The organism is Anaeromyxobacter soli (assembly GCF_022808855.1).
Classification (GTDB): Bacteria; Myxococcota; Myxococcia; order Myxococcales; family Anaeromyxobacteraceae; genus Anaeromyxobacter; species Anaeromyxobacter soli.
The window spans coordinates 61141-84226 of sequence record NZ_JAKZLF010000010.1 but is presented as its reverse complement, the minus strand read 5'-3'; the positions used below and the strand labels follow the sequence as shown (position 1 = coordinate 84226).

18 protein-coding genes are annotated in these 23086 nt (G+C 71.3%); 1 reads left to right on the top strand and 17 read right to left on the bottom strand.

The features are described from left to right. Positions 1 to 45: 45 nt before the first annotated feature. From MLV88_RS09760 to MLV88_RS09740, 5 genes are all read right to left on the bottom strand, one after another. Complete coding sequence (locus MLV88_RS09760; RefSeq protein ID WP_242334323.1) at positions 46 to 471, bottom strand: hypothetical protein; 426 nt, start codon at positions 469 to 471, stop codon at positions 46 to 48. Between the two features lie 575 nt (positions 472 to 1046). Continuing rightward, a complete protein-coding gene (locus MLV88_RS09755; RefSeq protein WP_242334320.1) occupies positions 1047 to 2531 on the bottom strand; it encodes a glutamate synthase subunit beta in 1485 nt (494 codons plus the stop codon). 11 nt (positions 2532 to 2542) lie between these two features. Then, the gene (gene gltB, locus MLV88_RS09750) at positions 2543 to 7153 is read right to left on the bottom strand and encodes a glutamate synthase large subunit (protein ID WP_242334318.1); all 4611 of its coding nucleotides are present in this window, start codon (positions 7151 to 7153) and stop codon (positions 2543 to 2545) included. 437 nt (positions 7154 to 7590) lie between these two features. After that, positions 7591 to 8250, bottom strand: a complete 660-nt coding sequence (locus tag MLV88_RS09745; protein WP_243337353.1) for a hypothetical protein — start codon at positions 8248 to 8250, stop codon at positions 7591 to 7593. A gap of 113 nt (positions 8251 to 8363) precedes the next feature. Continuing rightward, entirely contained in the window at positions 8364 to 9740 is a 1377-nt protein-coding gene (locus MLV88_RS09740) for a sigma-54-dependent transcriptional regulator (protein WP_242334312.1), read from the bottom strand. A 264-nt stretch (positions 9741 to 10004) separates the two neighbouring features. Here MLV88_RS09740 and MLV88_RS09735 point away from each other — a divergent pair, with 264 nt between their 5' ends. Continuing rightward, on the top strand, positions 10005 to 10535 hold the full coding sequence (locus tag MLV88_RS09735; protein ID WP_242334309.1) for an O-acetyl-ADP-ribose deacetylase: 531 nt from the start codon (positions 10005 to 10007) through the stop codon (positions 10533 to 10535). A gap of 39 nt (positions 10536 to 10574) precedes the next feature. On the opposite strand, the gene MLV88_RS09730 is transcribed toward MLV88_RS09735, so the two are convergent. The 12 genes from MLV88_RS09730 to MLV88_RS09675 are packed head-to-tail and all read right to left on the bottom strand — an operon-like array spanning position 10575 to position 22951. Further along, a complete protein-coding gene (locus tag MLV88_RS09730; RefSeq protein WP_242334307.1) occupies positions 10575 to 10973 on the bottom strand; it encodes a cytochrome C oxidase subunit IV family protein in 399 nt (132 codons plus the stop codon). 9 nt (positions 10974 to 10982) lie between these two features. Beyond that, a complete protein-coding gene (locus tag MLV88_RS09725) occupies positions 10983 to 11618 on the bottom strand; it encodes a cytochrome c oxidase subunit 3 family protein (protein ID WP_242334304.1) in 636 nt (211 codons plus the stop codon). After that, entirely contained in the window at positions 11608 to 13275 is a 1668-nt protein-coding gene (locus tag MLV88_RS09720; RefSeq protein ID WP_242334301.1) for a cytochrome c oxidase subunit I, read from the bottom strand. Before MLV88_RS09720 ends, MLV88_RS09725 begins: the two co-directional genes overlap by 11 nt. After that, positions 13250 to 14305 carry a cytochrome c oxidase subunit II gene (gene coxB, locus MLV88_RS09715; protein WP_242334298.1) on the bottom strand — a complete coding sequence of 352 codons (1056 nt, stop codon included), beginning with the start codon at positions 14303 to 14305 and terminating at the stop codon, positions 13250 to 13252. Before coxB ends, MLV88_RS09720 begins: the two co-directional genes overlap by 26 nt. Continuing rightward, positions 14302 to 15165 (bottom strand): SCO family protein, encoded by an 864-nt coding sequence (locus tag MLV88_RS09710; RefSeq protein WP_242334295.1) that lies wholly within the window; start codon positions 15163 to 15165, stop codon positions 14302 to 14304. Before MLV88_RS09710 ends, coxB begins: the two co-directional genes overlap by 4 nt. Then, the gene (locus MLV88_RS09705; protein ID WP_242334293.1) at positions 15162 to 15605 is read right to left on the bottom strand and encodes a hypothetical protein; all 444 of its coding nucleotides are present in this window, start codon (positions 15603 to 15605) and stop codon (positions 15162 to 15164) included. Before MLV88_RS09705 ends, MLV88_RS09710 begins: the two co-directional genes overlap by 4 nt. Then, positions 15602 to 16786, bottom strand: coding sequence for a hypothetical protein (locus MLV88_RS09700; protein WP_242334290.1), 1185 nt, complete (start codon positions 16784 to 16786; stop codon positions 15602 to 15604). The genes MLV88_RS09705 and MLV88_RS09700 overlap by 4 nt, the downstream gene beginning before the upstream one ends. After that, entirely contained in the window at positions 16783 to 17355 is a 573-nt protein-coding gene (locus MLV88_RS09695) for a c-type cytochrome (RefSeq protein WP_242334287.1), read from the bottom strand. The genes MLV88_RS09700 and MLV88_RS09695 overlap by 4 nt, the downstream gene beginning before the upstream one ends. A 1-nt stretch (position 17356) precedes the next feature. Next, positions 17357 to 17884, bottom strand: coding sequence for a DUF3341 domain-containing protein (locus tag MLV88_RS09690; RefSeq protein WP_242334284.1), 528 nt, complete (start codon positions 17882 to 17884; stop codon positions 17357 to 17359). Next, entirely contained in the window at positions 17881 to 19293 is a 1413-nt protein-coding gene (gene nrfD / locus MLV88_RS09685; protein ID WP_242334282.1) for an NrfD/PsrC family molybdoenzyme membrane anchor subunit, read from the bottom strand. The genes MLV88_RS09690 and nrfD overlap by 4 nt, the downstream gene beginning before the upstream one ends. Continuing rightward, positions 19290 to 22313 (bottom strand): TAT-variant-translocated molybdopterin oxidoreductase, encoded by a 3024-nt coding sequence (locus MLV88_RS09680; RefSeq protein WP_242334279.1) that lies wholly within the window; start codon positions 22311 to 22313, stop codon positions 19290 to 19292. Before MLV88_RS09680 ends, nrfD begins: the two co-directional genes overlap by 4 nt. Beyond that, positions 22301 to 22951, bottom strand: a complete 651-nt coding sequence (locus MLV88_RS09675; protein WP_242334276.1) for a cytochrome c3 family protein — start codon at positions 22949 to 22951, stop codon at positions 22301 to 22303. Before MLV88_RS09675 ends, MLV88_RS09680 begins: the two co-directional genes overlap by 13 nt. Positions 22952 to 23086 lie beyond the last annotated feature (135 nt).

Here is a 23086-nt window from a genome sequence, read left to right as displayed (position 1 = left end):
GCCCGCCCGACGGGCGGCGCGGCCCCCAGGCATTCCCACGCGCCGCTAGTACGTGCCGGAGAACCTCGTGCAGACGTTGTGCTCCTCGTCGCACACCTTGACGTTGGTGAACACCACCGACATCGGAGGCGAGCAGTCCGGCTGGAACGTGGGGGTGAGCTCGAGGAAGAAGACCGCCTTCCCGTTCTGGACCGGGAAGTCGCCCTCCGCCGAGAAGGCTTCCTTGTTGTCCGCCTTGGGGTGGTGATCGCCAGGATTGATGCACGCGGCATCGGCGCTCAGCACGATGTGAACCTGGGTCTCGCTCCCGAGACCGGCCTCTTTCCCGTCTGCGATCAGCGTGTCCCCGTCTCGCTCGACGGTCACGCTCACGAAGTGCGGGCTCCCGGCCCGGGCGATCCCTGGCCCGAGGACAGCCAGCGCGACGACCGCAAACCCGAGCCACTGCCCGACCATTCCCTTCACGCGCATACGACCTCCTCCCGCGCGCTGAAACGTCGCGCGCGAACCTTCCTGCGTTGCCGGCGCGGGGTCGCTCCGACGCGCGCGGCGCAGGAATGGCGATTGGCAATAGCTGGTGGTCGATGAGACTGTGCGTCGAGGCGCACGCATTGAGAAGGAGTCTCGGCGTGCGTTCGCCCATTTCTGATGGGTCGGCCCGCATCGTGGAATCTGAGACGTGTGCCTTCGACGGGGCAGGCACGCCCGGCGCTCGAGCCGCGTCGACGCCGCGGCCCTGCGGCCGAGCGCGTCGCGTGCGCCCGCGGCACTGCGAGCTCGGCGTGGCAGCGCGCGGGACCTCGGCGCGGGAGCCGCTCGGCTCGGATGACCGGCTCGCGCCGAGTTCATCTTACGGTGAACGCCGTACGATCCCCGCGGGACGGCCCGAGCTCGAGCAGAAGCTCGAAGCCTCCCTCACCGCGGAGGAGCGGCGCACGCGGTCGCCGCCGCGCCGCGGCGGCGCGTGGGCGCGCCCTCACTGCGCGCGCGAGCGAGCCGCGCGTCGTCGGGCCACGGCCGCGCCCGGCGAACGCGCGCCGCGACGGCTACGGAAGCACCGTCTCCCCGTACGACAGGTAGCGGTCGACGCCCTGCGCCGCCTCCCGCCCCTCGCGGATCGCCCAGACCACGAGCGACTGGCCGCGCGACATGTCGCCCGCCGCGAACACGCCGGGGACGCTCGTCATCTTGCTCTCGTCCGTCCAGACGTTGCCGCGGTCGTCGAGCTTCACGCCCAGCTGCTGCAGCATGGGCTTCTCCGGCCCCACGAACCCGAGGGCGAGGAGCACGAGGTCGGCCGGGACGACGCGCTCCGAGCCGGCGACCTCCCGAGGGCCGAACCGGCCGTCCGGTCCCTTCGTCCACTCGACGTCCACGACGTGCAGCTCCTTCACCCTGCCCTGCGCGTCGCCGACGAAGCGCTTCGTCAGCGCCTGGAAGCGGCGCGGGTCGGCACCCCAGAGCTCCTTCGCCTCCTCCTGGCCGTAGTCGAGCTTGAGGACCTTGGGCCACTGCGGCCACGGGTTGTCGGCCGCGCGCTCGAGCGGGGGCTGCGGGAGGATCTCGAGCTGCACGACGCTCCGCGCCCCGTGGCGGATCGACGTGCCGACGCAGTCCGTGCCGGTGTCGCCGCCGCCGATGACGACGACGTCCCGGCCCTTCGCCGAGATGAACCGCCCGTCCGCGTGGCGCGAGTCGAGCAGCGACTTCGTGTTGGCGTGGAGGAACTCCATCGCGAGGTGGATGCCCTCGAGGTTCCGCCCCTCGACCGGGAGATCGCGCGCCTGCGTCGCGCCGCCCGCGAGGACCACCGCGTCGAAGTCCTTGAGGAGCCGCTGCGCGGGGATGTGCTTGCCGATCTCGGTCTCGGTGACGAAGCGGACGCCCTCGTCCGCGATGAGCTGCACCCGCCGCTCCACCACCGCCTTGTCGAGCTTCATGTTCGGGATGCCGTACATGAGGAGCCCGCCGGCGCGGTCGGCGCGCTCGAACACCGTGACGGTGTGCCCCGCCTTGTTGAGCTGCTGGGCGGCCGCGAGGCCCGCCGGGCCGGAGCCGATGACGGCGACGCGCTTCCCGGTGCGCGCGGCCGGCGGCTGCGGCTTCACCCAGCCCTCGGCGAAGGCGCGCTCGACGATCTCGTGCTCGATGAGCTTGATCGTGACGGGCGGCTCGTTGATGCCGAGCGTGCAGCTCCCCTCGCAGGGCGCCGGGCAGACGCGCCCGGTGAACTCGGGGAAGTTGTTCGTCTTGGCGAGCCGGATGTAAGCCTCCTGCCACTGCCCGCGGTAGACGAGGTCGTTCCACTCCGGGATGAGGTTGTTCACCGGGCACCCGGCCGCCATCCCGGCGATGAGCGTGCCGGTGTGGCAGAAGGGGATCCCGCAGTCCATGCAGCGCGCGCCCTGTTGCCGGAGGGTCTCCTCCGCGTACGGCGGGTGCGCCTCGCTCCAGTCCCCGATCCGCTCGCGCGGCGGCCGCTCGTGCTTCGGCTCCCGCGGGTACTCCATGAATCCAGTCGGCTTTCCCATCGCTGTCTTCCCTAGTTCCCGCCGACGCGCGCCTCGTCGTGCGCGTTCTCCTCGAAGGCCGCCATCTCCGCTTCCTCGGCCGAGAGCCCCTTCTCGCGCATCCTCGCCTGGGCCTCGACGACGCGCCGGTAGTCGTTCGGCAGCACGCGCACGAGCCGCTTCGCCGTGTCCGTCCACCGCTCGAGCAGGCGCCGCGCGTGCGCGCTGCCGGTCCACTCGGCGTGCTTCTCGACGAGCGCCCGCACCGCGGCGAGCTCCTCCTCGTCCTCGATGCGCGCGAGCCCCACCATCTGCCTGTTGCAGCGGCTCCCGAACTGACCGTCCGCGTCGAGGACGTAGGCGACGCCGCCGGACATCCCGGCCGCGAAGTTCCGGCCGGTCGGCCCGAGCACGACGACGCGGCCGCCGGTCATGTACTCGCAGCCGTGATCGCCGACGCCCTCGACCACCGCCTGCAGGCCGGAGTTGCGCACGCAGAAGCGCTCGCCGGCGAGGCCGCGCACGTACGCCTCGCCGCCCGTCGCGCCGTAGAAGGCGACGTTGCCGATGATGATGTTCTCCTCCGGGACGAACGTCGCCTCGCGCGGCGGGTGGACCACGATCTTGCCGCCCGAGATGCCCTTGCCGACGTAGTCGTTCGCGTCGCCCTCGAGGACGAGCGTCATCCCGCGCGGGATGAACGCGCCGAACGACTGGCCCGCCGACCCCTGGAAGTGGAGCTGGATCGTGTCCTCGGGGAGGCCCGCGGCCCCGTGGCGCCGGGTGACCTCGCTGCCCGTCATCGTGCCGACGACCCGCATGGTGTTGCGGATGGGCAGGGTCGCGCGGACGGGCTTCCTCTCCTCGAGCGCGGGGCGCGCGAGGTCGAGGAGCGTCGTCGCGTCGAGCGTCTGCTCGATGCCGTGATCCTGCGGGATCTGGCAGGTGCGCCCGTAGCTGCGGGGCACCGTGGGCTTGAAGAGGATGCGGCTGAAGTCGAGGTTGCGGGCCTTCCAGTGGTCCACCGCGCGGCGCAGCTCGATCCGCTCGGACCGGCCGACCATCTCGTCGATGGTGCGGTAGCCGAGCTCGGCCATGAGCTCGCGCACCTCCTGCGCCACGAAGCGCATGAAGGTGACCACGTGGTCCGGGTCGCCGGTGAACTTGGCGCGCAGCTTCGGGTCCTGCGTCGCGACGCCCACCGGGCAGGTGTTGAGGTGGCAGGCGCGCATCATGATGCAGCCGAGGACGACGAGCGGCGCGGTCGCGAAGCCGAACTCCTCGGCGCCGAGGAGCGCGCCGACGACCACGTCGCGCCCCGTCTTGAGCTGCCCGTCCACCTCCACCACGATGCGGGAGCGGAGGTCGTTCATCACGAGGACCTGGTGCGTCTCGGCGAGGCCGAGCTCCCAGGGGATGCCCGCGTGCTTGATCGAGGTGAGCGGCGAGGCGCCCGTGCCGCCGTCGTGGCCGGAGACGAGCACCACGTCGGCGTGCGCCTTGGCGACGCCCGCGGCGATGGTGCCCACGCCGACCTCGGCCACGAGCTTCACCGAGACGCGCGCGCGGTGGTTCGCGTTCTTGAGGTCGTGGATGAGCTGGGCGAGGTCCTCGATCGAGTAGATGTCGTGGTGCGGCGGCGGCGAGATGAGGCCGACGCCCGGCGTCGCGTGGCGCACCTTGGCGATCCACGGGTAGACCTTCGAGCCGGGCAGCTGGCCGCCCTCGCCCGGCTTCGCGCCCTGGGCCATCTTGATCTGCAGCTCGCGCGCGTTCACGAGGTACTCGCTCGTGACGCCGAACCGGCCCGAGGCGACCTGCTTGATGGCGCTGTTCTTGGAGTCCCCGCCCGGCTCACGCGCGTAGCGGGAAGGATCCTCGCCGCCCTCGCCGGTGTTCGACTTGCCGCCGATGCGGTTCATCGCGACGGCGAGCGCCTCGTGCGCCTCCTTCGAGATCGAGCCGTAGCTCATCGCGCCGGTCTTGAAGCGGCGCATGATCGACTCGACGGGCTCCACCTCGTCGATGGGCACCGGCTTCGGGCCGGGCACGAGGTCCATGAGGCCGCGGAGCGTGTTGAGGTGCCTCGCCTGGTGATCGACGAGCGAGGTGTACTCCTTGAAGAGCGCGTAGCTCTTCGAGCGGCACGCGTACTGGAGCTTGTGCACCGTCTCCGGGTTGAAGAGGTGGTGCTCCCCGTTCGCGCGCCACTTGTACTGGCCGCCCGCGGGGAGGCTCGTGTGGAAGATGGGTCGCTTCGGGGGGAAGCCGCGCTCGTTGCGGAGCCGCGCCTCCTTCGCGACGACGTCGATGCCGACGCCGCCGACGCGGGTGGAGGTCCAGGTGAAGTACTCGTCGATGAAGTCCTGGTTCAGGCCCACCGCCTCGAACACCTGGGCGCCGTGGTAGCTCTGGATGGTGGAGATCCCCATCTTGGAGATCACCTTCACGATCCCCTTGCTCACGGCCTTCACGTACTTCTTCTCGGCCTCCGCGGCCGGGCCGGGGATGAGCCCCAGGTTCACCTGGTCGTGGATGGTCTCGAAGGCGAGGTAGGGGTTCACCGCGGACGCGCCGAAGCCCACGAGCAGCGCGAAGTGGTGCACCTCGCGCGGCTCGCCCGTCTCGAGGACGAGGCCGATGCGCGTGCGGGTGCCCTCGCGGATGAGGTGGTGGTGCACCGCCGAGACGGCGAGGAGCGAGGGGATCGGCGCGTCCTCGGCGTCGTGGCCGCGATCGGAGAGGACGATGAGGTTGTAGCCCTCGGCGATGCACTCCGAGGCCTTGAAGCGCAGGTCCTCGAGCGCCTTGCGCAGCCCCGCGCCGCCGTCCTTGGCGCGGAACAGGATGGGGAGCGTGATGGCGCGGAGGCCCTTCGATCCCGGCCCGCCGTCGAGCGCGCGGATCTTCTCGAGCTCCTCGTTGCGCAGCACGGGGGTCGGCAGGGAGAGCTGCCGGCAGGCGTCGGGACCGGGCTCGAGGAGGTTCCCCTCCGGCCCCACGGCGGTCTCCACCGCCATGATGATCTCCTCGCGGATGGCGTCGACCGGCGGGTTCGTCACCTGCGCGAAGAGCTGCTTGAAGTAGGCGAAGAGCGGCTGCGGCTTCTCCGAGAGCACCGCGAGCGGCGCGTCGTTGCCCATGGAGCCGAGGGGCTCGGTGCCGTCGGTCGCCATCGGCGTGACGATCATCTTCACGTCCTCGGCGGTGTAGCCGAAGACCTCCTGGCGGCGGAGGACCGTCTCGTGATCCGGCTCGATGACGTGCTGCGGCCTCGGCAGCTCGTCGAGGCGCACCGCGAAGCGCTCGATCCACTCGCGGTACGGATGCTGCCTGGCGATCCGCTCCTTCAGCTCGTCGTCCGCGACGATGCGCCCCTCGGAGGTGTCGACGAGGAAGATGCGCCCGGGCTGGAGCCGGCCCTTGCGGAGGACGCGGTCGGGGGGGATGTCGAGGACGCCGACCTCGGACGCCATGACGACGAGGTCGTCCTTCGTCACGTAGTAGCGCGAGGGGCGGAGCCCGTTGCGATCGAGGAGCGCGCCGACGCGGACGCCGTCGGTGAAGGCGATCGACGCCGGCCCGTCCCACGGCTCCATGAGGCAGGAGTGGAACTCGTAGAACGCGCGCTTCGTGGCGCTCATCGACTCGTGCCGGTTCCAGGGCTCCGGCATCATCATCATCATCGCGTGCGGGAGCTCGCGGCCCGAGAGCGTGAGCAGCTCGAGCACGTTGTCGAACATGGCCGAGTCGGAGCCCTCGGTGTCGACCACGGTGAGGACCTTCTGCAGGTCCTCGCCGAGGAGCGACGAGCGCATCATCGACTGGCGCGCGTGCATCCAGTTGATGTTGCCGCGCAGCGTGTTGATCTCGCCGTTGTGCGAGATGTAGCGGTACGGGTGGGCGCGCGACCACGACGGGAAGGTGTTCGTCGAGAAGCGCGAGTGGACCATCGCGATCGCGGTGACGAGCGCGGAGCGCGACAGGTCCGGGTAGAACGCGCGGAGCTGCGGCGCGTTCAGCATGCCCTTGTAGACGACGGTCTTGTGGGACAGGGACGGCACGTAGAAGTGCGTGCGCCCGGGGATCGCGGAGCGCGAGACCTTCTTCTCGACCAGCCGGCGGATGACGTACAGCTTCCGCTCGAAGCTCATCGCGTCGGGGCAGTTCGAGCCGCGGCCGACGAAGATCTGCCGGACGACGGGCTGGCTCGCGCGCGCGGTGGGCCCCAGGGTGGAGTCGTCGGTGGGGACGTCGCGCCAGCCCAGCACCTGCTGGCCCTCCTCGCGCACCACGGCCTCGAAGATCCGCGCGCACTCGGCGCTGCCCGCCGGGTTCGGCGGCAGGAAGACCATGCCCGCGGCGTAGTGGCCCGGCCGCGGCAGGCGGACCCCGAGCGGCTCGCACTCGGCCGCGAGGAACGCGTGGGGGAGCTGGAAGAGGATGCCCGCGCCGTCGCCGGTGTTCTTCTCGGCGCCGACGGCGCCGCGGTGCTCGAGGTTCACGAGCACCTCGAGGGCCTTCGAGAGGATGTCGTGCGAGGGGCGGCCTTTGATGTCGACCACGAAGCCGAAGCCGCAGGCGTCGTGCTCGTGCTGGGGGTCGTAGAGGCCCTGCTTCCCTGGATACCCGGTCTCGATCATTCTCACTTCACCCTTTGCGAAACGCCTTCACGCCGCGGCAACCGCGGCGCCTCCGCTCGATCGGATCTCCGGATCGCGATGCACACCGTGCGCCGCCTCCGCTCCACTCGGGGCGCGGGGAGCGACCGGCGAGCCGTGCGGCTACGGCACGCTGCACGAGCAAGAAAATCGAGTGTCGCCAAGGGGAAGCGTCTCAGTCAATACCGGCCCGCCCCGATCGGCGCACTGCCCGAGATCCGGGCGCGCTGCTGCTCGTTCGACGTGCAGACAGGCGACGGGGCTGCCCGTCGACTGGGCACCCCCGTCGCGCCTGCTCGATCATCGGGCCCGGGCCCGCTGCCAGGGGCGAGCCTGCCCGGCCGCCGGGCAGCGCCGCGCGCTGCCGCCCGCCCGTCCGCCCTACGCCGCTCCGGTGAAGCCGCGAGTCTTCCGGCAGACTACCCGCGGGGCCCGCGGCCCCGGCGCGCCTGCGCGGGCGGCGCCTCCGCGAGGATGCCGCGCTCGCCGTTCGCCGGGTAGCGCGCTGCGACGCGAGGCTCGGCGCCGTCGAGGTTCTCCTGATCGCGCGGGCGAAGGAGCAGCTCGACGGTGGACGTCCCCTCGGGGACGTCCTTGGCGAGGAGGAAGCCCGTCCCGTCGTTGCCCGGGAGCACGGAGCCGAGCGCCTTCGTCTGGCCGCCCTTCGTGCGCGCGGCGACCACGTACTCCTGGCCCTCGGGCGGCGCCGCGAGGCCGTAGAAGTACACGCGCACCGCCTTCTCGGACGGGTGGGCGAAGGCGATCCCGCTCTCCTGCGCCTTCGGGTTCACGCCGTAGAAGAGCGCCGCCGCGGCGCCCGCGGAGCGCTGGAGGCCCTCCTCGGCGCGCGCGTCGGTGAGGAGCTTGTCCCGCTGCTCGACGGTCTTGTGGAGCTCGGCGACCTCCTGCTGCGCCGCCTTCGCCTCGCGCTCCACCGAGCCCGCCTTCGAGACCTGCATGATGCCGTACCCCGCGAGCGCGAAGACGCCGACGATCACGGGGATGATGAAGAGCCAGAGCTTGCCCTTGGAGCCCTTGCTCTCGAGGACGCTGCCAAATTCGATCCGGTCGGAAGCCATTCCCTAAGGTAGGGCCCGGGCTTCGGGGAGGGCGACTCGTCCGGGCGCGACGAGGTCGCTCAGGAGAGCGCTCCTCCGTTCGGCCGCAGGGGCGGGGTGGCGCGGAGCGGCGGTCAGCTGCCGAGCGCGAGGTCGTGCGGCACGCGGCCCGACCGGTACTCCTTCAGCCGGTACTGGATCTTGCGGATCGAGACGCCGAGGATCTCCGCCGCGCGCGCGGTGGAGCCGCCCACCTGCTCGAGCGTGCGGAGGATCGCCTCCCGCTCGATCTCGAACAGCGACGCGCCGGGGATGAGCGCGATGGCGCCGGCCTCGTCGACGCGGCCCCCCTGGAGCACCGGGGAGAGGTCCTCGGCGGCGATCTCCGTGCCCTGCGTCCGCGAGAGCGCGCGCTCCACCACCGAGGCGAGCTCGCGCACGTTGCCCGGCCAGTCGTAGCCGAAGAGCGCGGACAGCGCGCCGGGCGTCAGCCCGGTGATCCGCCTGCCCGCCGCGAAGGAGGAGGTCTCGAGGAAGTGCTGCACGAGCGCGGGGATGTCGCTCTTGCGCGCGCGGAGCGGCGGCAGCGCCAGGGACACGACGTTCAGCCGGTAGTAGAGGTCGTCGCGGAAGCTGCCCGCCCGGATCTCCTCCGCGAGGTCGTGCTGCGTCCCGGCGACGAGCCGGACGTCCACGTGGATCGTCGTGCGCCCGCCGACGCGCTCGAGCTCGCCCTGCTGGAGCACGCGCAGGAGCTTCACCTGGAGCGCGGCGGGGAGCCGGCCGACCTCATCGAGGTAGAGGGTCCCGCCGTCGGCGTCCTCGAGCCGGCCGGGGCGCCGCTCGTCGGCGTCGCCGAACGCGCCGGCCTCGTGGCCGAACAGGTCCGCCTCGAGCAGCGCCTCGGAGCGCGCCGCGCAGTTGACGCGCACGAACGGCCGCTCGCGGCGCGGAGACCACTCGTGGAGCGCCTGCGCGACCTGCGCCTTCCCCGAGCCCACCTCGCCCTGCACGAGGACGGCGGCCTTGGTCGGCGCGACGCGGCGGAGCACCTCGACGAGCGCGGTCAGCTCGGGGGCGGAGCCGACGATCGAGGCGCGCGCACGGGCGCGCTCGCGGAGCGCCGCGCGGTCCCGGCGCAGGCGCCGCCGCTCGAGCGCCTTCTCGATCACGATCACCGTCTGCGTCGGATCGAGCGGTCGGACGAGGTAGCTGTCGGCGCCGGCGCGCATCGCCGCGACCGCGGCGTCGAGCCGGTCGAGCGGCGTGGAGACGACGACCGACGCGTCCGAGCGGGAGGCGCGCAGGCGGCCGACCATCGCGGCGCCGTCGCAGCCGGGCAGCGTCGCGTCGGTCAGGACCGCACCCGGACCGAAGGTGGGGACGAGCGCAAGCGCGCCCTCCGCGGTCGACGCCTCGACGGCGTCGAACCCGCGCTCGAACAGGGCGGCACGGAGCGACGCCCCCTCGAGCGGGTTGGCGTCGATGACGAGAATGCGATCGCGAGGCATGAAACCGGTCGAACGCCGTAGCAAGCTCCGTACCCGGGTTTTGCGGGTTTTTTCGTGCAGGAATTGCGGGGACGCGGGGCGCGCTCCCGGCGCCGCGCGAGGGCTCGCCCGTCTTCAACCTCGCGCCACCGCTCACGAATCCACTCGGCGTCGCCCCTCGGATCCGCCCGCTCGGGCGCCGCGCCGCGGCGCACGCCGGGCGGGGGATCACCCGGGCCCGGGAGGTCACCTGCCTCCGCGTCCGGCATCCGCTACGAAGCACCGATGGACCGGACCTGGGCGAGCGGGCGGATCACGGTGGTGCAAGGCGACATCACGCAGCTCGCGGTGGACGCGATCGTGAACGCGGCCAACGCGTCGCTCCTCGGCGGCGGCGGCGTGGACGGCGCGATCCACCGGGCGGCGGGCCCCGGCCTCCTCGAGGAGTGCCGCGCGCTCGGCGGCGCGCGCACCGGCGAGGCGAAGCTCACCGGCGGCCACCGACTTCGGGCGCGCCACGTCATCCACGCGGTCGGGCCGGTGTGGACGGGCGGCGGCGCGGGCGAGGACGCGCTCCTCGCCCGGTGCTACCGCGAGTCGATGCGGCTCGCGGCCGAGCACGGGGTGCGCTCGATCGCGTTCCCGGCCATCTCCACCGGCGCGTACGGCTTCCCGCTCGAGCGCGCCACGCGGATCGCGGTGGCGGAGGTCGTGGCCGCGCTCGCCGCGCCGCTGCCGGAGCGGGTGGTGTTCTGCTGCTTCTCCGCGGCCGACCGCGAGGTGTACGAGCGGGTCCTGGCCGCGGCCGGGACCTGACCCGTGATTCACCCTTCGTGACAGCCCCCTGGTCGGAGATCAATGCGTCCGCGAGGTCGGCGGCGGGGCGTAGTCGGGCGCGGGCAGGGCGCCCTCGCTGCCGGGCGGCTTCGAGAGCGGGTAGCGCGTCGCGTAGTCGCTGAGCGTGAGCCCCACGAGGAGGGCCACGAACACGAGCGAGGTGACGAACACGAGCCGGTTCGCGCCCTGCTGGTCGTACAGGTGCATGAAGAACAGCGCCACGAGCGCCCCCTTCGCGATCGCGATGGCGAGGGCGACGAGGACGTGGAGCGGGCCGGGCAGGTGCACCTTGGCGAGGGCCCAGGTGGAGACGGTGAGGACGAGGAGCACGATCCACACCGCCACGTACCGGCTCACGTGCGAGTGGTGCGGGGCGCCGTGGTGCTCGACGGTCGAGGCGTTGCCGTGGGCGGCCATGAGCGGCTCCTAGACGAGGTAGATGAGCGGGAAGACGAAGATCCAGATGAGGTCGACGAGGTGCCAGTACAGCGCCCCGAGCTCCACGGGCACGTGGTACTCGGCGGCGTAGGCGCCCCGGCCGGCCCGCCAGCCGATCACCGCGAGCACGGTCATGCCGATCACGACGTGGATCGCGTGCAGCCCGGTGATGAGGAAGTAGAGCGCGAAGAAGATCGGGCCGCCCGGCCCCTGCACCGCGTCGCTCGCGTAGTAGCGTCCCGGCAGCTCGCCGGCGTGGAAGTGGTGCGTGTACTCGACCGCCTTGAGGCCGAGGAACGCGAGCGCGAGCAGGATCGAGAGGCCGAACAGGAGGCGCGTGCCTCGCCCGTCGCCGCGCGTCGCCCGCTCGAGCCCCATCGCGACGGTGAACGAGCTCGTGACGAGCACGAGCGTGTTCACGAAGCCGATCCAGGTCTCGAGGCCGCGGCTCGCCTCGCGGAAGGCCTCCGGGTACAGGTACCGGTACACCCCGTACCCGGCGAACAGGGCCGTGAACAGCAGCACCTCCGTGGCGAGGAACAGCCACATGCCGAGCCGCGCGGCGTAGGTCTGCTTCTCGAGGCTCTCGAAGTGGTGCGCGAGGTAGGTCGTGTTAGCTGGCATGCTTCGGCTCGGGCGTCGCGGCCGGCGGAGTCTCGACGCCGGGCAGGTCGTACTCGTGCGGGCCGTGCGTGTAGACCGGCGTCGTCTCGTAGTTCTCCGGCGGCGGCGGCGAAGGGGTGTTCCACTCGAAGCCCCGCGAGTTCCACGGGTTCGCGCCGGCCACCGGGCCCCACTTCAGCGCGACGAGCGTGTAGACGAGCACGATGACGAGCCCCATCGCGAGCACGGACGCGCCCGCCGTCGAGGCGACGTTCAGGGGCCAGAACTTCTCCGGGTAGGAGAAGTAGCGCCGCGGCATCCCCTCGTTGCCGAGCAGGAACTGCGGGATGAAGGTGAAGTTGAACCCGAGGATGATCATGACCGCGGCGACGAGGCCCCAGCCCTCGGGCAGGCGCTTCCCCGCGATCTTCGGGAACCAGTAGTGGAGCGCCGCCAGGAACGCCATGAGCGTCGCGCCGACCATGATGAAGTGGAAGTGCGCGACGATGAAGTAGGTGTCGTGCCAGTGGACGTCGAGCGACACCGTGGCGAGCGCGATGCCCGTCATGCCCCCGAACACCAGGAAGAACAGGAAGCCGACGAAGTAGGCGAACGGCGTGGCGAACAGGATCGACCCCTTGTACAGGGTCGCCGTCCAGTTGAAGACCTTGATGGCCGTGAAGATGCCCACGAACATCGAGAGCACCCCGAACACGCCGCCGTTGAAGGCGGACTGCCCGGACACGAACATGTGGTGGCCCCAGGTGAAGAAGCCGACGAAGGCGATGCCGAGCGAGGAGTAGGCGACGGCCTTGTAGCCGAAGATGTTCTTGCGCGAGAAGGCGCAGACCACCTCGGAGATCACGGCCATGGCGGGCAGCACCATGATGTAGACGGCGGGGTGCGAGTAGAACCAGAAGAAGTGCTGGAAGAGCACCGGGTCGCCGCCGCGCGCCGGATCGAAGATGCCCCAGCCGAACGCGTGCTCCACGGCCACCAGCAGGAGCGACATGCCCAGCACCGGCGTGGCGAGGATCTGGATCACCGAGGTCGCGTAGATCGACCACACGAACAGCGGCAGGCGCGTCCAGGTCAGGCCGGGCGCCCGCATGGTGTGCGTGGTGACGATGAAGTTGAGGCCGGTGAGGATCGACGAGAAGCCCAGGATGAACGCGCCGAGGAGCACCGGCACGACCTTGGTGATCGTGGTGGTGGAGTACGGCGTGTAGAACGTCCAGCCGGTGTCCGCCCCGCCCTGCACCATCCCGAAGAGCGCGATCACCGCGCCGGCGAGGTACACGTAGAAGCTGAGCAGGTTTAGCCTCGGGAACGCCACGTCCTTCGCGCCGATCATGAGCGGCACGAGGAAGTTCCCGAAGCCGCTCGGGATGGCGGGGATCATGAAGAGGAAGATCATGACCACGCCGTGGAGCGTGAACATGCGGTTGTAGGTCTGCGCGCTCATGATCGTCGGGCCGGGCGTGAGCAGCTCGATCCGGATGAGGAGCGCGAAGATCCCGCCGATCGCGAACGCGATCGTGGTGGCGACGAGGAACATCACCCCGATCCGCTTGTGATCCTGGGTGAGCAGCCAGGACCTGAGGCCGGTCTCGGGCGAGTTCAGGTAGTTCCGGGGGTTCCACACCGGGACTTCACTGCGGGCGAGGGATGGATTCATAGACCGGGCCTTCCGACGGACCGGAGCGGACCGCCTGCGTCTTGAGGGTCTTGATGTACTCGACGACCGCCGCGACCTCGGGCGGAGAGAGCTTGCCCTGGTAGGTGGGCATCACGTTCTGGTAGCCGGCGACGATGTCCGCCGCGGGGTCCATCATCGATTTCGTGAGGTAGCCCTCGTCCGCGACGACGCTCTTGCCGTCCTTGAGCTTCTCCTGGCGGAGGTAGAGGTCCACCCAGGTCGGGCCGATGTGCCGCGTGCCGTCCACGCTGTGGCACTTCATGCACCCCTGCTCCGAGGCGATCCGGCGCCCCTCCTCGGCGACGTTGGCGGCGGGCAGCGCCCGCTCCCCCGACGGCCCCGCGTCCTGGGCGACGGCGTTCGCCCCCCGGCGCTGCTCCGCGATCCAGGTGTCGAACTCCTCCTGCGGCATGACGACGAGCTCGCCGAGCATGGCGGAGTGGCCCAGGCCGCAGTACTCGGCGCAGAAGATCTCGTAGCGCCCGGGCTTCTCCGCCTTGAACCACGACTGCGTGTAGCGGCCCGGGAGCGCGTCCATCTTCACCCGCAGCGCGGGGACGTAGAACGAGTGGATCACGTCACGCGAGGTGATGAGGAGCCGCACCGGGCGCCCCACCGGGACGCGCAGCGTGTCGATCGCGTTCGGCCCGCCCGGATAGGCGAACTTCCACATCCACTTCTTGCCCTGGACGTAGACGTCCATCGCGTCCTTGGGCGGGAGCGACAGCTTCGCGTACTGCGGGAAGCCGATCGCGAACCACACGAGGAACAGACCGAGCGGCAGGCCCACGAAGACGACCTCGTGGATCGTGCGCGGGGCGACGTGCGGGGTGAGATCGGTGTCCGCGCGGCGGCGGTACCGGACGAAGAAGAAGATCGCGGTCGCGAACACGCCCGCGGCGGCGATCATCGTGGTGATGATGATGAAGTAGTGGAGCCCGTCGACCTGGCGCGCGTAGTCCGACGCCTGCTCGGGGAGGAACAGCATCCTGCGGAGGAGCTCGTTCATGCCGTGCGCCTCGCCTTGCCCCGGCGCTCGCGCCAGACGAGGCCGCCGATGAGGCCCGACAGCGCGAGGAGCACCGCGAGGCCCCCCGCGCGCACGAAGCCCCACGCGTACGGCTCGTACTTCCGCGACGCGGGGTCGTAGCGGTAACAGGTGAGGAGGAACTTGTCGAAGCTGGTGCCGACCTTCCCGTCCGCCGCCTCCACGACGGCGAGCCGGAAGTCCTTCGCCGGATACTCGATGCCGTACAGGTAGCGCGAGACGGTGCCGTCCGGCCCGAGCACGAAGACCGCGGCGATGTGCGCCCACTCCTTCGTCTGCGGGTCGTACTTGTAGCGGAAGCCCACCGCCTCGGCGAGCTGGCGGGAGGCGGCCTCGGTGCCGACGAGGAAGGGCCACACCGGCTCGGACTCCGCGCGCCCCAGGGACTGGAGGTAGCCGCGGCGCCGCTCCGCCGCCTGCGCCGGCTTCTCCTTCGGGTCGAACGACACCGTCACCGCCTCGTAGTCCTTGCCGAGCACGAGCCCGTTCTCGCGCATGGTCTTGGCCATCCCGGAGAGGATGAGCCCGCAGAGCATGGGGCAGTCGTAGTAGACGAGCGTGAGCACCACGGGGCGGTGGCCACGGAACGCGTCGCCGAGCCGGAAGGGGCGGCCGTTCCCGTCGGTGAGCTCGAGGTCGAGCGGCACGCGGTTCCCGAGCCGCTCGTCGACGCCGACCTCCTCCAGGATCGCGGGGGGCTGGTCGGTCGGCGGACCCTTCGGGTCCGGGCGATTCCAGAACTGCGCCGCGGCGGGGCTCGGCCTCGAGGCGAGCGTGGCCAGCGCGGCGAGCGCGGCGAGCCGGGCGGTGCGCCGGATCATGGCTGCCCTCCCGGCGGCGGCGCCTCGCCCTTCGGCGCCTGCGCGGGCCGGACGCCCTTCGCGACGAGGTCCATCGCGCGGTCGATGGGGATGTGCACCACGCCGCCGTCGCGGTCGACCCAGCCGTACGACCCGAGCTTCTCGAGCCGCCGGGCCCGATCGCGCGTGCCGCGCACCGCGACGTCGAAGATCTGCTGCTCGACCATCCCGATCTTCGACTGGCCGAGCTCGGCGGGGATCGTGGGGGGCGGCTGCTCGCTCTGGCGCAGGCGCAGGTAGCTCACCGCCGCGAGCGAGGCGAAGAAGAAGACGACGAGCGCGCCGACGCCGACCGCGACCACCTTGCCGCTCGAGATCCGGTCCTCCTCCGACCGGACCCCGTGGCCGTGACCGCCCTCGTGCGCGTGGGCGTGCGTGGGATCGATGTGCGGATCGTTCATTGCGGCAGGTACCTCAGCGAGTCCTCGAGGTAGGGGTCGCGCACCGGCACCGGGGAGGCGCCGCGCAGGCGGAAGAGCGTGAACGCGACCGCCGCGCCGCCGACCCCCACGAACGCCGCGAGGTCCCAGAGCGACGGCCGCGGGCCGGCGGGGTCGAGGTGCGGCATGACGAGCCAGTAGAGGTCGACCCAGTGCACGAGGAGCAGCCAGCCCGCCACGAGCGAGAGCGCCCGGGGGGTCCGCTTCAGGTCGCGCGAGAGGAGCAGGAAGAACGGGACGACGAAGTGGAACAGCGCGAGGAAGATCCCCACCCACTTCCACCCGCCGTCGATCCGGAGGATGTACCAGGGCACCTCCTCCGGGACGTTCGCGATCCAGATGAGCATGAACTGGGAGAAGGCCACGTAGGCCCAGAAGGCGGTGAAGGCGAGCAGGAACTTCCCGAGCGAGTGGAAGTGCTCGAGGCTCATGTGGTGCCCGAACGCGGTCGGATCGGGCCGCGAGAGCGTGGCGGCGATGATCGTGACCGCGAAGGCCGCCATGAAGCTGCCGGCGAACCAGTACACGCCGAAGATCGTCGAGAAGAAGCGCGGGTCGAGCGACATCATCCAGTCGAACGACGCGAAGGTGAGCGTCAGCGCGAGGAACGGGAGCGAGCCCGCGCCGAGGCGGCGCTGCCACCGCGTGAGCGTCGCGCCCCCGGCGCTGTCCTGGCGGATCGACCAGCTCCGCAGCAGGTGCGCGACGACGATCCAGAACACGAAGTAGACGGCGGCGCGCCCGAGGAAGAAGCCCGCGTTCAGGTAGGGGAGCTTGTGGTGGACGGCGTGCGCCATCTCCGGCGCCAGCGTCTCCGGCGGCGCCATCCACACGAAGAGGTGCTTCATCCCGAGCGCGATGGGGACGAACAGCACGGCGAAGAGGGGCAGCGCGGCGGGCACGGTCTCGACGAAGCGCCGCAGCACCACCGGCCAGCGCGCGTTCGACGCGTGGAACGCGCCGAGCAGGATGAGCGCGCCGAGCGCGATGCCGAGCCAGTAGACGAACGCGACGAGGTACGCGAAGAGCGCGCGGCGCGGGTCCACGAGGCCGCCCACCGCGGTGAGCGCCAGGCCCGCGACGGCGGCGACGAGGGCTGGGGCCATGAGGCGCCGGCCGCCCTGGTACGGGGTGAGCGTCATCGCCCCTCCTTCTCGAGGCGCTCGCGCGCCTCCGGCGGGACCTGCTCCATGGCGGCGTGCTGGGAGAGCTGGAGGGCGCGCACGTAGGCGACGACCGCCCACCGGTCCTGCACCGAGAGCTCCGCGGCGTACGAGGGCATGAGGCCGAACCCCTCCGAGATGACCTGGTAGATGTAGCCGTCCGCGAGGTCGCGGAACTGGTGCAGCGAGGGCGGCTTCCTGAGCGACATGTTGAGCGCGACCTGACTCTCGCCGTCGCCGAGCACGCCGTGGCAGGTCGCGCAGATCACGTCGAACCGGGCCCGGCCGCGCGCGAGCTGCTCGGCCGTGGCCGCGACGGGCGACACCGCGAGCGGCCGGCCGTCGGGGCCCCGGCCGGTCGCGACGGCGGGCTCGATCGGCGCCCGGTGCGGCACGGTGCCGGGCGGCGGGGTGCGCATGGCGAGGCCGTCCGGGTAGTACTTGCTCGCCTTGTAGGCCTTCACCTTGGGCTGATCCCACATCGGATCGAGCCGCGGGCAGGCGGCGAGCAGGAGGAGCAGGGGGGCGGCGAGGCGCGCGGTCTTCATCTCACTTCGCCTCCGGCACGATCGACACGTTGCGCGCGCCGAACCGGCGCAGCTCCTGCGCGACGGGCTCGGCGTCCTTCCCCTCCACCTCCGCCGAGAGCCACAGGCCGTCGATGGACGCGGAGCGGAACGCCTCCACCTCGAACACCGGGTGGTGCGTGCGCGGGAAGCCGAAGTAGCCGGCGAGGAGCCCGACGAAGATGGCGAGGGAGGCGAAGAGGACGCCGAGCTCGAAGGTGACCGGGATGAACGCGGGCGCGCTGTGCGGCGGGCGGTTGCCCACGTTGAGCGGCCAGTCGTGACCGACCGTGTACCACTGCAGCAGGTAGCCCGTGATGGCGCCGGCGAGGCCGCCCACGAGGGCGACGATCGGCACGGTGGAGCGCTTCAGGCCGAGGGCGTGATCCGCCTCGTGGAGCGGGTACGGAGAGTGGATGTCGAGGCTCTCGTGCCCGTGGGCGCGGAGCGCGCGGGCGGCGTCGTAGAGCGGCTGCTCGCGCTCGAACTCACCGAGGACGTAGGCCTTCATCCTTCCTCCTCCGAGCCGGGGTGGGCGTTGTCGCCGTAGTGCTCGAGCTCGCGGCGGAGCTCCTTCACCTCGAAGAGCGGGATGGCGGGCAGGAACCGGAGGAACAGCAGGAACAGCACGCCGAACATGCAGATGGAGCCGAGGAAGAGGCCCCAGTCCACCCAGGTCGGGTAATACATGCCCCACGACGAGGGGATGAAGTCGCGGTGGAGCGACACGGCGATGATGACGAACCGCTCCGCCCACATGCCGACGTTGACGAGGATGGCGACGAGGAAGAGCACGTACTCGTTCCGCCGCATCGACGGGAACCAGAGGATCTGCGGGGCGACCACGTTGCAGAACATCTGCGCGATGAAGATGCCCCTGTACGGCCCCTGGAACCGGTTCAGGAAGGCGAAGGCCTCGGACGCGCTGCCCGAGTACCAGGCCATGAACCACTCCATCATGTAGCCGTAGAACACCATGAGGCCGGTCGCGAGGATCACCTTCGCCATGTTGTCGAGGTGACGCTCGGTGACGACGTGCTGGTACCCGAGCAGCCGCCGCGCCGGGATCATGAGCGTCAGCACCATCGCGAAGCCGCTGAAGATGGCGCCGGCCACGAAGTAGGGCGGGAAGATGGTGGTGTGCCAGCCCGGCAGCTGCGAGATGGCGAAGTCGAAGGACACGATGGTGTGGACGGAGACGACGAGCGGCGTGGAGAGCCCGGCGAGGAGCAGGTAGCCGATGCGGTAGTGCCGCCAGTGGCGCGCCGAGCCGCGCCAGCCGAAGCTCATGATCCCGTAGACGATGCGGCGCCCGCGGGTCTTCGCGGCGTCGCGCAGGGTCGCGAGATCGGGGATGAGGCCGAGGTACCAGAAGAGGAACGAGACCGTCGCGTAGGTCGAGATCGCGAACACGTCCCAGGGCAGCGCGCTCTTGAAGTTCGGCCAGATCAGGTTCGTGGACGGGTACGGGATGAGCCACCAGAAGAGCCACGGCCGCCCGAGGTGGATGACCGGGTAGACGCCCGCCATCGCCACCGCGAAGAGCGTCATCGCCTCCGCGAAGCGGTTGATGGAGGTGCGCCACTTCTGCTGGAACAGGAGGAGGATCGCGCTGATGAGCGTGCCGGCGTGGCCGATGCCGATCCACCAGACGAAGTTCGTGATGTCGAACGCCCAGGCGACGGGGATGTTGTTGCCCCAGGCGCCGATGCCCACGAACAGGGTCGTGACGAGCGACAGGGTCCAGAACCCGACCCCGCCGAGGAGCGCGAAGAGGAGCAGCAGCCAGCCCTTGCGCGTCGGGCCGAGGACGGGGGAGAGGAGGCTCTCGGTCAACGCCCGATCGTCCGGGCGGCCCACGAGGACCGGCGCGCCCTCGAGCGCGTGGGCGTCTTGGATCGTCTTCTCGGCGGTGCTCATGCGAGCTCGGGGTTGGGGTTGCGGAGCTTGACGAGGTAGGCGGTGCGCGGCCGGGTGCCCAGCTCGTGGAGCAGGTCGTACCGGCGCGCGTCGGCGTGCTTGCGCGACACGCGCGAGCGCGCGTCGTTGAGGTTGCCGAACACGATCGCCTCCGAGGGGCAGGCCTGGGCGCAGGCCGGCACGACCTCGTCCGGCCCGATCTTCCGCCCGCCCACGCGCGCGTCGATGCGCGCCCGCTGGATGCGCTGGGTGCAGTAGGTGCACTTCTCCATGACGCCGCGGGCCCGCACGGTGACGTCCGGGTTCATCAGCATCTGGAGCGTCGGCGCCATGTCCCCGTGGTAGTCGAGGAAGTTGAAGCGGCGCACCTTGTACGGACAGTTGTTCGAGCAGTACCGCGTGCCGACGCAGCGGTTGTAGACCATCTCGTTCAGGCCCTCGTCCGAGTGGACGGTGGCGTTCACGGGGCAGACGTACTCGCAGGGCGCCATCTCGCAGTGCACGCACGCGAGCGGCTGCGTGACCGACTGTGGATCCTCCGCCGGCCCCTCGAAGTAGCGATCGACCCGGATCCAGTGCATCTCGCGGCTGCGGAGCACCTGCTCCTTGCCGACCACCGGGATGTTGTTCTCGGCCTGGCACGCCGCCGTGCACGCCGAGCAGCCGATGCACTTCGACAGGTCGATCGCCATCCCCCAGCGGTAGTCCTTCTCCGAGTAGTCGACCGGCTGGAGGATGGTCGGCGCCTCGCCGCGGTGCTCGTCGAGCTCGGCCTTCGCGCGGGGGAGCTCCTCGTGATCGAGCGCGAGCGCGATGGCGCGGCCCTCCATCGAGAAGTGACCCTGCGTGATGGCGAGCTCGGTCGTCTTGCCGGTCTTCTTCAGCGTGGCGCCGCCGGCGTACCAGGGGGCGTCGCTCGTGCGGAGCGCGTAGGCGTCGAAGCCCGCGCCCTGGCCGACCGCCCCGGCGACCCGCTGGCCGTAGCCGAGCGCGACCGTGACCGCGTCGTCGGCGTGGCCGGGGACGACGAGCACCGGCGCGACCACCGCGCGGCCGCCGCGGGCGAGCTCGACGAGCTCGCCCGACTCGAGCCCGAGCCGCCTGGCGGTCGCGGGCGAGAGGTGGGCGGCGTTCTCCCAGGTGAGCTTGGTGATGGGATCCGGCAGCTCCTGCAGCCAGGCGTTCTCGAGGAAGCGGCCGTCCCAGACCTTGTAGTCGGGCGCGAAGCCGAGCTCGATGCCGCCCGCGGGGGCGGGGAGCTTCCCGAGCGCGTCCGCGACGCGGGCGGGGTCGACCTTCGCGTCCTCCGGGCGGCCGGCGCTCTCCGTGAGGAGGCCGGCCGCGAGCCACTCGTCCCAGGTCCTGTCGAAGGGATCCGGCGGGCGGGGCCGGTTGGTGTCGGCCGGGTTCGAGGCGGCGGCGGGGCCGGAGAGCGGCAGCGGGGCCGGCGGCGCCCCGGAGCGGCTGCGCCAGCCGTCGCGCACGAGGCGCCAGGCGCCGCGCTCGCCCTCGCCGAGGAACGCGGCGAAGAGGTCCACCTCGGTCGTGCTCTCGTGGAGCGGCGAGATGAGCGGCTGCACGACCGTGACGGTGCCGTCCCGCGAGCGGAGATCGCCCCAGGACTCGAGCGGGTGGCTCGCCGCGAGCCGCCAGCTCGCCGCCCGCACCGTCTCGTCGTCGCGGAGCGCGAGGACCATCGAGTTCTTCACCTTGCCGAACACCTTGCGCAGCTCGAGGTCGGCGGGCGCGGTGTGGAGCGGGTTCCAGGCGGTCACGACGAGCGTGTCGACCTTGCCGGCCTGCACCTCGGCGGCGAGCGCGCGGAGCGCATCCGGGCCGGCCTGGGGATCGACCAGCACGGGCGCGCGCCAGCGCACGACGGGCCCGACGTTCCCGAGCGCCTCGTTCATCGCGGCGGCGAGCGCGTGGACCGCCGGCGGCTGCCGCGCACCCGCGACGATGAGCGAGCGCCCGCGGGCGCCGGCGAGATCCTTCGCGACGGCCCTGGCGGCCCGGGCATGCTCGCCCTCGGCGCGCGCGCCGAGCGGCGCGAGTCCCGCCACGCCCGCCTGGGCGAGCTCCGCGGCGACCGCCCGCGCGAACGCCGCGACCTCGGCGCCGCGCATGCGGAACCGGTGGTCGGCCATGCCCCCCGTCACCGAGAAGCGCGGCTCGGCCACGTAGAGCCGGTTCATGCGCTCGCCCTCGCGGCGCGAGGCGAACTCGCGCGCGCTGCGCAGGTGCTCGCCCTCGGTGGCGAGGAAGTCGGAGTCGAGCGACAGGATCACGTCCGCCTTCGCGACCTCGAAGGTGGCGTCGAGCGGGCGGCCGAGCGCGATGGCGGCGCCGGCGCGCTGCGCCGCGTCCCCGCCCGCCGGCGCCCACGTGTCGAAGCGCGCCTTCGGGAAGCGCTCGAGGAGCCGGCGGCGCAGGTCGGCGACGGTCGGCGAGCTCGTCGGGGCGACGAGGAAGCGCAGCCGCGCACCGCCGTCCTTGTCGTGCTCGCGGGCGAGCGCCGCGATCTCCTGGAGGACCGCCGACCACGCGAGCGCGCGGCCGCCGCGCGTGAACCCCGCGAGGCGCGCCGGATCGTAGAGGTCGAGCACCATCGCCTGGGTGATTGCGTCGGTGCCGCCGAGGCTCGCCGGGTGCAGGCGGTTCCCCTCGACCTTGACCGGCCGGCCCTCGAACGCCTGCACGACGAGCCCGACGGCGTAGCCCTCGTCGCTCCGCGCCGTCGCGTAGCCCACGGGGACGCTCGGCGTCACCGCCTCCGGCTTGCGCACGTAGGGCACGAGCTTCTCGCGCGGCGGCTTGCAGGCGAGGCCGGCGAACGCCGCGGAGGCGCCGAGGATCTGGAGGAAGCCGCGCCGGGAGAACCCCGCGGGCGTCTCGGCGGCGCCCTCCGGGAACTCGCCGGGCTCGGCGTCCGCTCGCCCCGCGAGCTCGTCGATGCTCTTCCAGCGGCGCGTCTCGAGCGCCGTCTTCTGACCGTAGATGGGAAGCCCTAGCGATGGCATGTGTAGCAGCTCGTGCGGGGTTTCACGTCGTACTTCTTCGCCAGCTCTTTCCCGAGCGCGACGGGGTCGCCTTCCGGCTGCCACGTCATGTTCGTGACCTCCTCGAGCGGGCGGAGACGCGGGGTGGGGTTCCGGTGACAGTCGAGGCACCAGCCCATCGTGAGTGGAGCGACCTGCTCGATCGCCGGCATCAGGTCGACGCGTCCGTGGCACTCGACGCAGCCGACCCCCTTGTTCACGTGGATGGCGTGGTTGAAGTAGACGAAGCCCGGGAGGCGGTGGACCCGCACCCATTCGATCGGCTTGTTGGCGAACCAGCTCGAGCGCACCAGGTCGAGCAGCGGGCTCTTGTTCCAGACCTGCGAGTGGCAGTTGAGGCAGAGCTCGGTGGGCGGGATGCCCGCGCTGGCGGCCTTGTCGACGGTCGTGTGGCAGTAGCGGCAGTCGATGAGGTCGTCCTGCACGTGGTGGCGGTGGTCGAACTGCACCGGCTGGCCCACCTGCTCCGCCTGCCCGGTGCCCGCCGGGATGCGGGCGAACACCATCAACGCGCCCACCGTCCCGGCCGCACCGGCGAAGAGGATCGCGATGACGATGCGGAAGATGCCGTTGGATCTGGGAGAAAAGAGTGCGCTCATCGCATGGCGCGCGGGCCCCTTGGACGTCGTGCAGGTACGACCGGGCCCGCGCTGGGGCGTAAATTGTCTTGGATCAAATATCGACGGAAGGTCTCGGAAGGGGCGAGGGGCTCGGGTTCTTGCCCGGTCGCAAGC

Bases quoted from the DNA above. Each gene is read 5' to 3' on its own strand.
- MLV88_RS09680 (WP_242334279.1), bottom strand. From the start codon at position 22,313: ATGCCATCGCTAGGGCTTCCCATCTACGGTCAGAAGACGGCGCTCGAG.
- gltB (WP_242334318.1), bottom strand. From the start codon at position 7,153: ATGATCGAGACCGGGTATCCAGGGAAGCAGGGCCTCTACGACCCCCAG.
- MLV88_RS09720 (WP_242334301.1), bottom strand. From the start codon at position 13,275: ATGAATCCATCCCTCGCCCGCAGTGAAGTCCCGGTGTGGAACCCCCGG.
- MLV88_RS09740 (WP_242334312.1), bottom strand. From the start codon at position 9,740: ATGCCTCGCGATCGCATTCTCGTCATCGACGCCAACCCGCTCGAGGGG.
- MLV88_RS09705 (WP_242334293.1), bottom strand. From the start codon at position 15,605: ATGAACGATCCGCACATCGATCCCACGCACGCCCACGCGCACGAGGGC.
- nrfD (WP_242334282.1), bottom strand. From the start codon at position 19,293: ATGAGCACCGCCGAGAAGACGATCCAAGACGCCCACGCGCTCGAGGGC.
- MLV88_RS09745 (WP_243337353.1), bottom strand. From the start codon at position 8,250: ATGGCTTCCGACCGGATCGAATTTGGCAGCGTCCTCGAGAGCAAGGGC.
- MLV88_RS09700 (WP_242334290.1), bottom strand. From the start codon at position 16,786: ATGACGCTCACCCCGTACCAGGGCGGCCGGCGCCTCATGGCCCCAGCC.
- MLV88_RS09695 (WP_242334287.1), bottom strand. From the start codon at position 17,355: ATGAAGACCGCGCGCCTCGCCGCCCCCCTGCTCCTCCTGCTCGCCGCC.
- MLV88_RS09735 (WP_242334309.1), top strand. From the start codon at position 10,005: ATGGACCGGACCTGGGCGAGCGGGCGGATCACGGTGGTGCAAGGCGAC.
- MLV88_RS09690 (WP_242334284.1), bottom strand. From the start codon at position 17,884: ATGAAGGCCTACGTCCTCGGTGAGTTCGAGCGCGAGCAGCCGCTCTAC.
- MLV88_RS09710 (WP_242334295.1), bottom strand. From the start codon at position 15,165: ATGATCCGGCGCACCGCCCGGCTCGCCGCGCTCGCCGCGCTGGCCACG.
- MLV88_RS09760 (WP_242334323.1), bottom strand. From the start codon at position 471: ATGCGCGTGAAGGGAATGGTCGGGCAGTGGCTCGGGTTTGCGGTCGTC.
- coxB (WP_242334298.1), bottom strand. From the start codon at position 14,305: ATGAACGAGCTCCTCCGCAGGATGCTGTTCCTCCCCGAGCAGGCGTCG.
- MLV88_RS09755 (WP_242334320.1), bottom strand. From the start codon at position 2,531: ATGGGAAAGCCGACTGGATTCATGGAGTACCCGCGGGAGCCGAAGCAC.
- MLV88_RS09675 (WP_242334276.1), bottom strand. From the start codon at position 22,951: ATGAGCGCACTCTTTTCTCCCAGATCCAACGGCATCTTCCGCATCGTC.
- MLV88_RS09730 (WP_242334307.1), bottom strand. From the start codon at position 10,973: ATGGCCGCCCACGGCAACGCCTCGACCGTCGAGCACCACGGCGCCCCG.
- MLV88_RS09725 (WP_242334304.1), bottom strand. From the start codon at position 11,618: ATGCCAGCTAACACGACCTACCTCGCGCACCACTTCGAGAGCCTCGAG.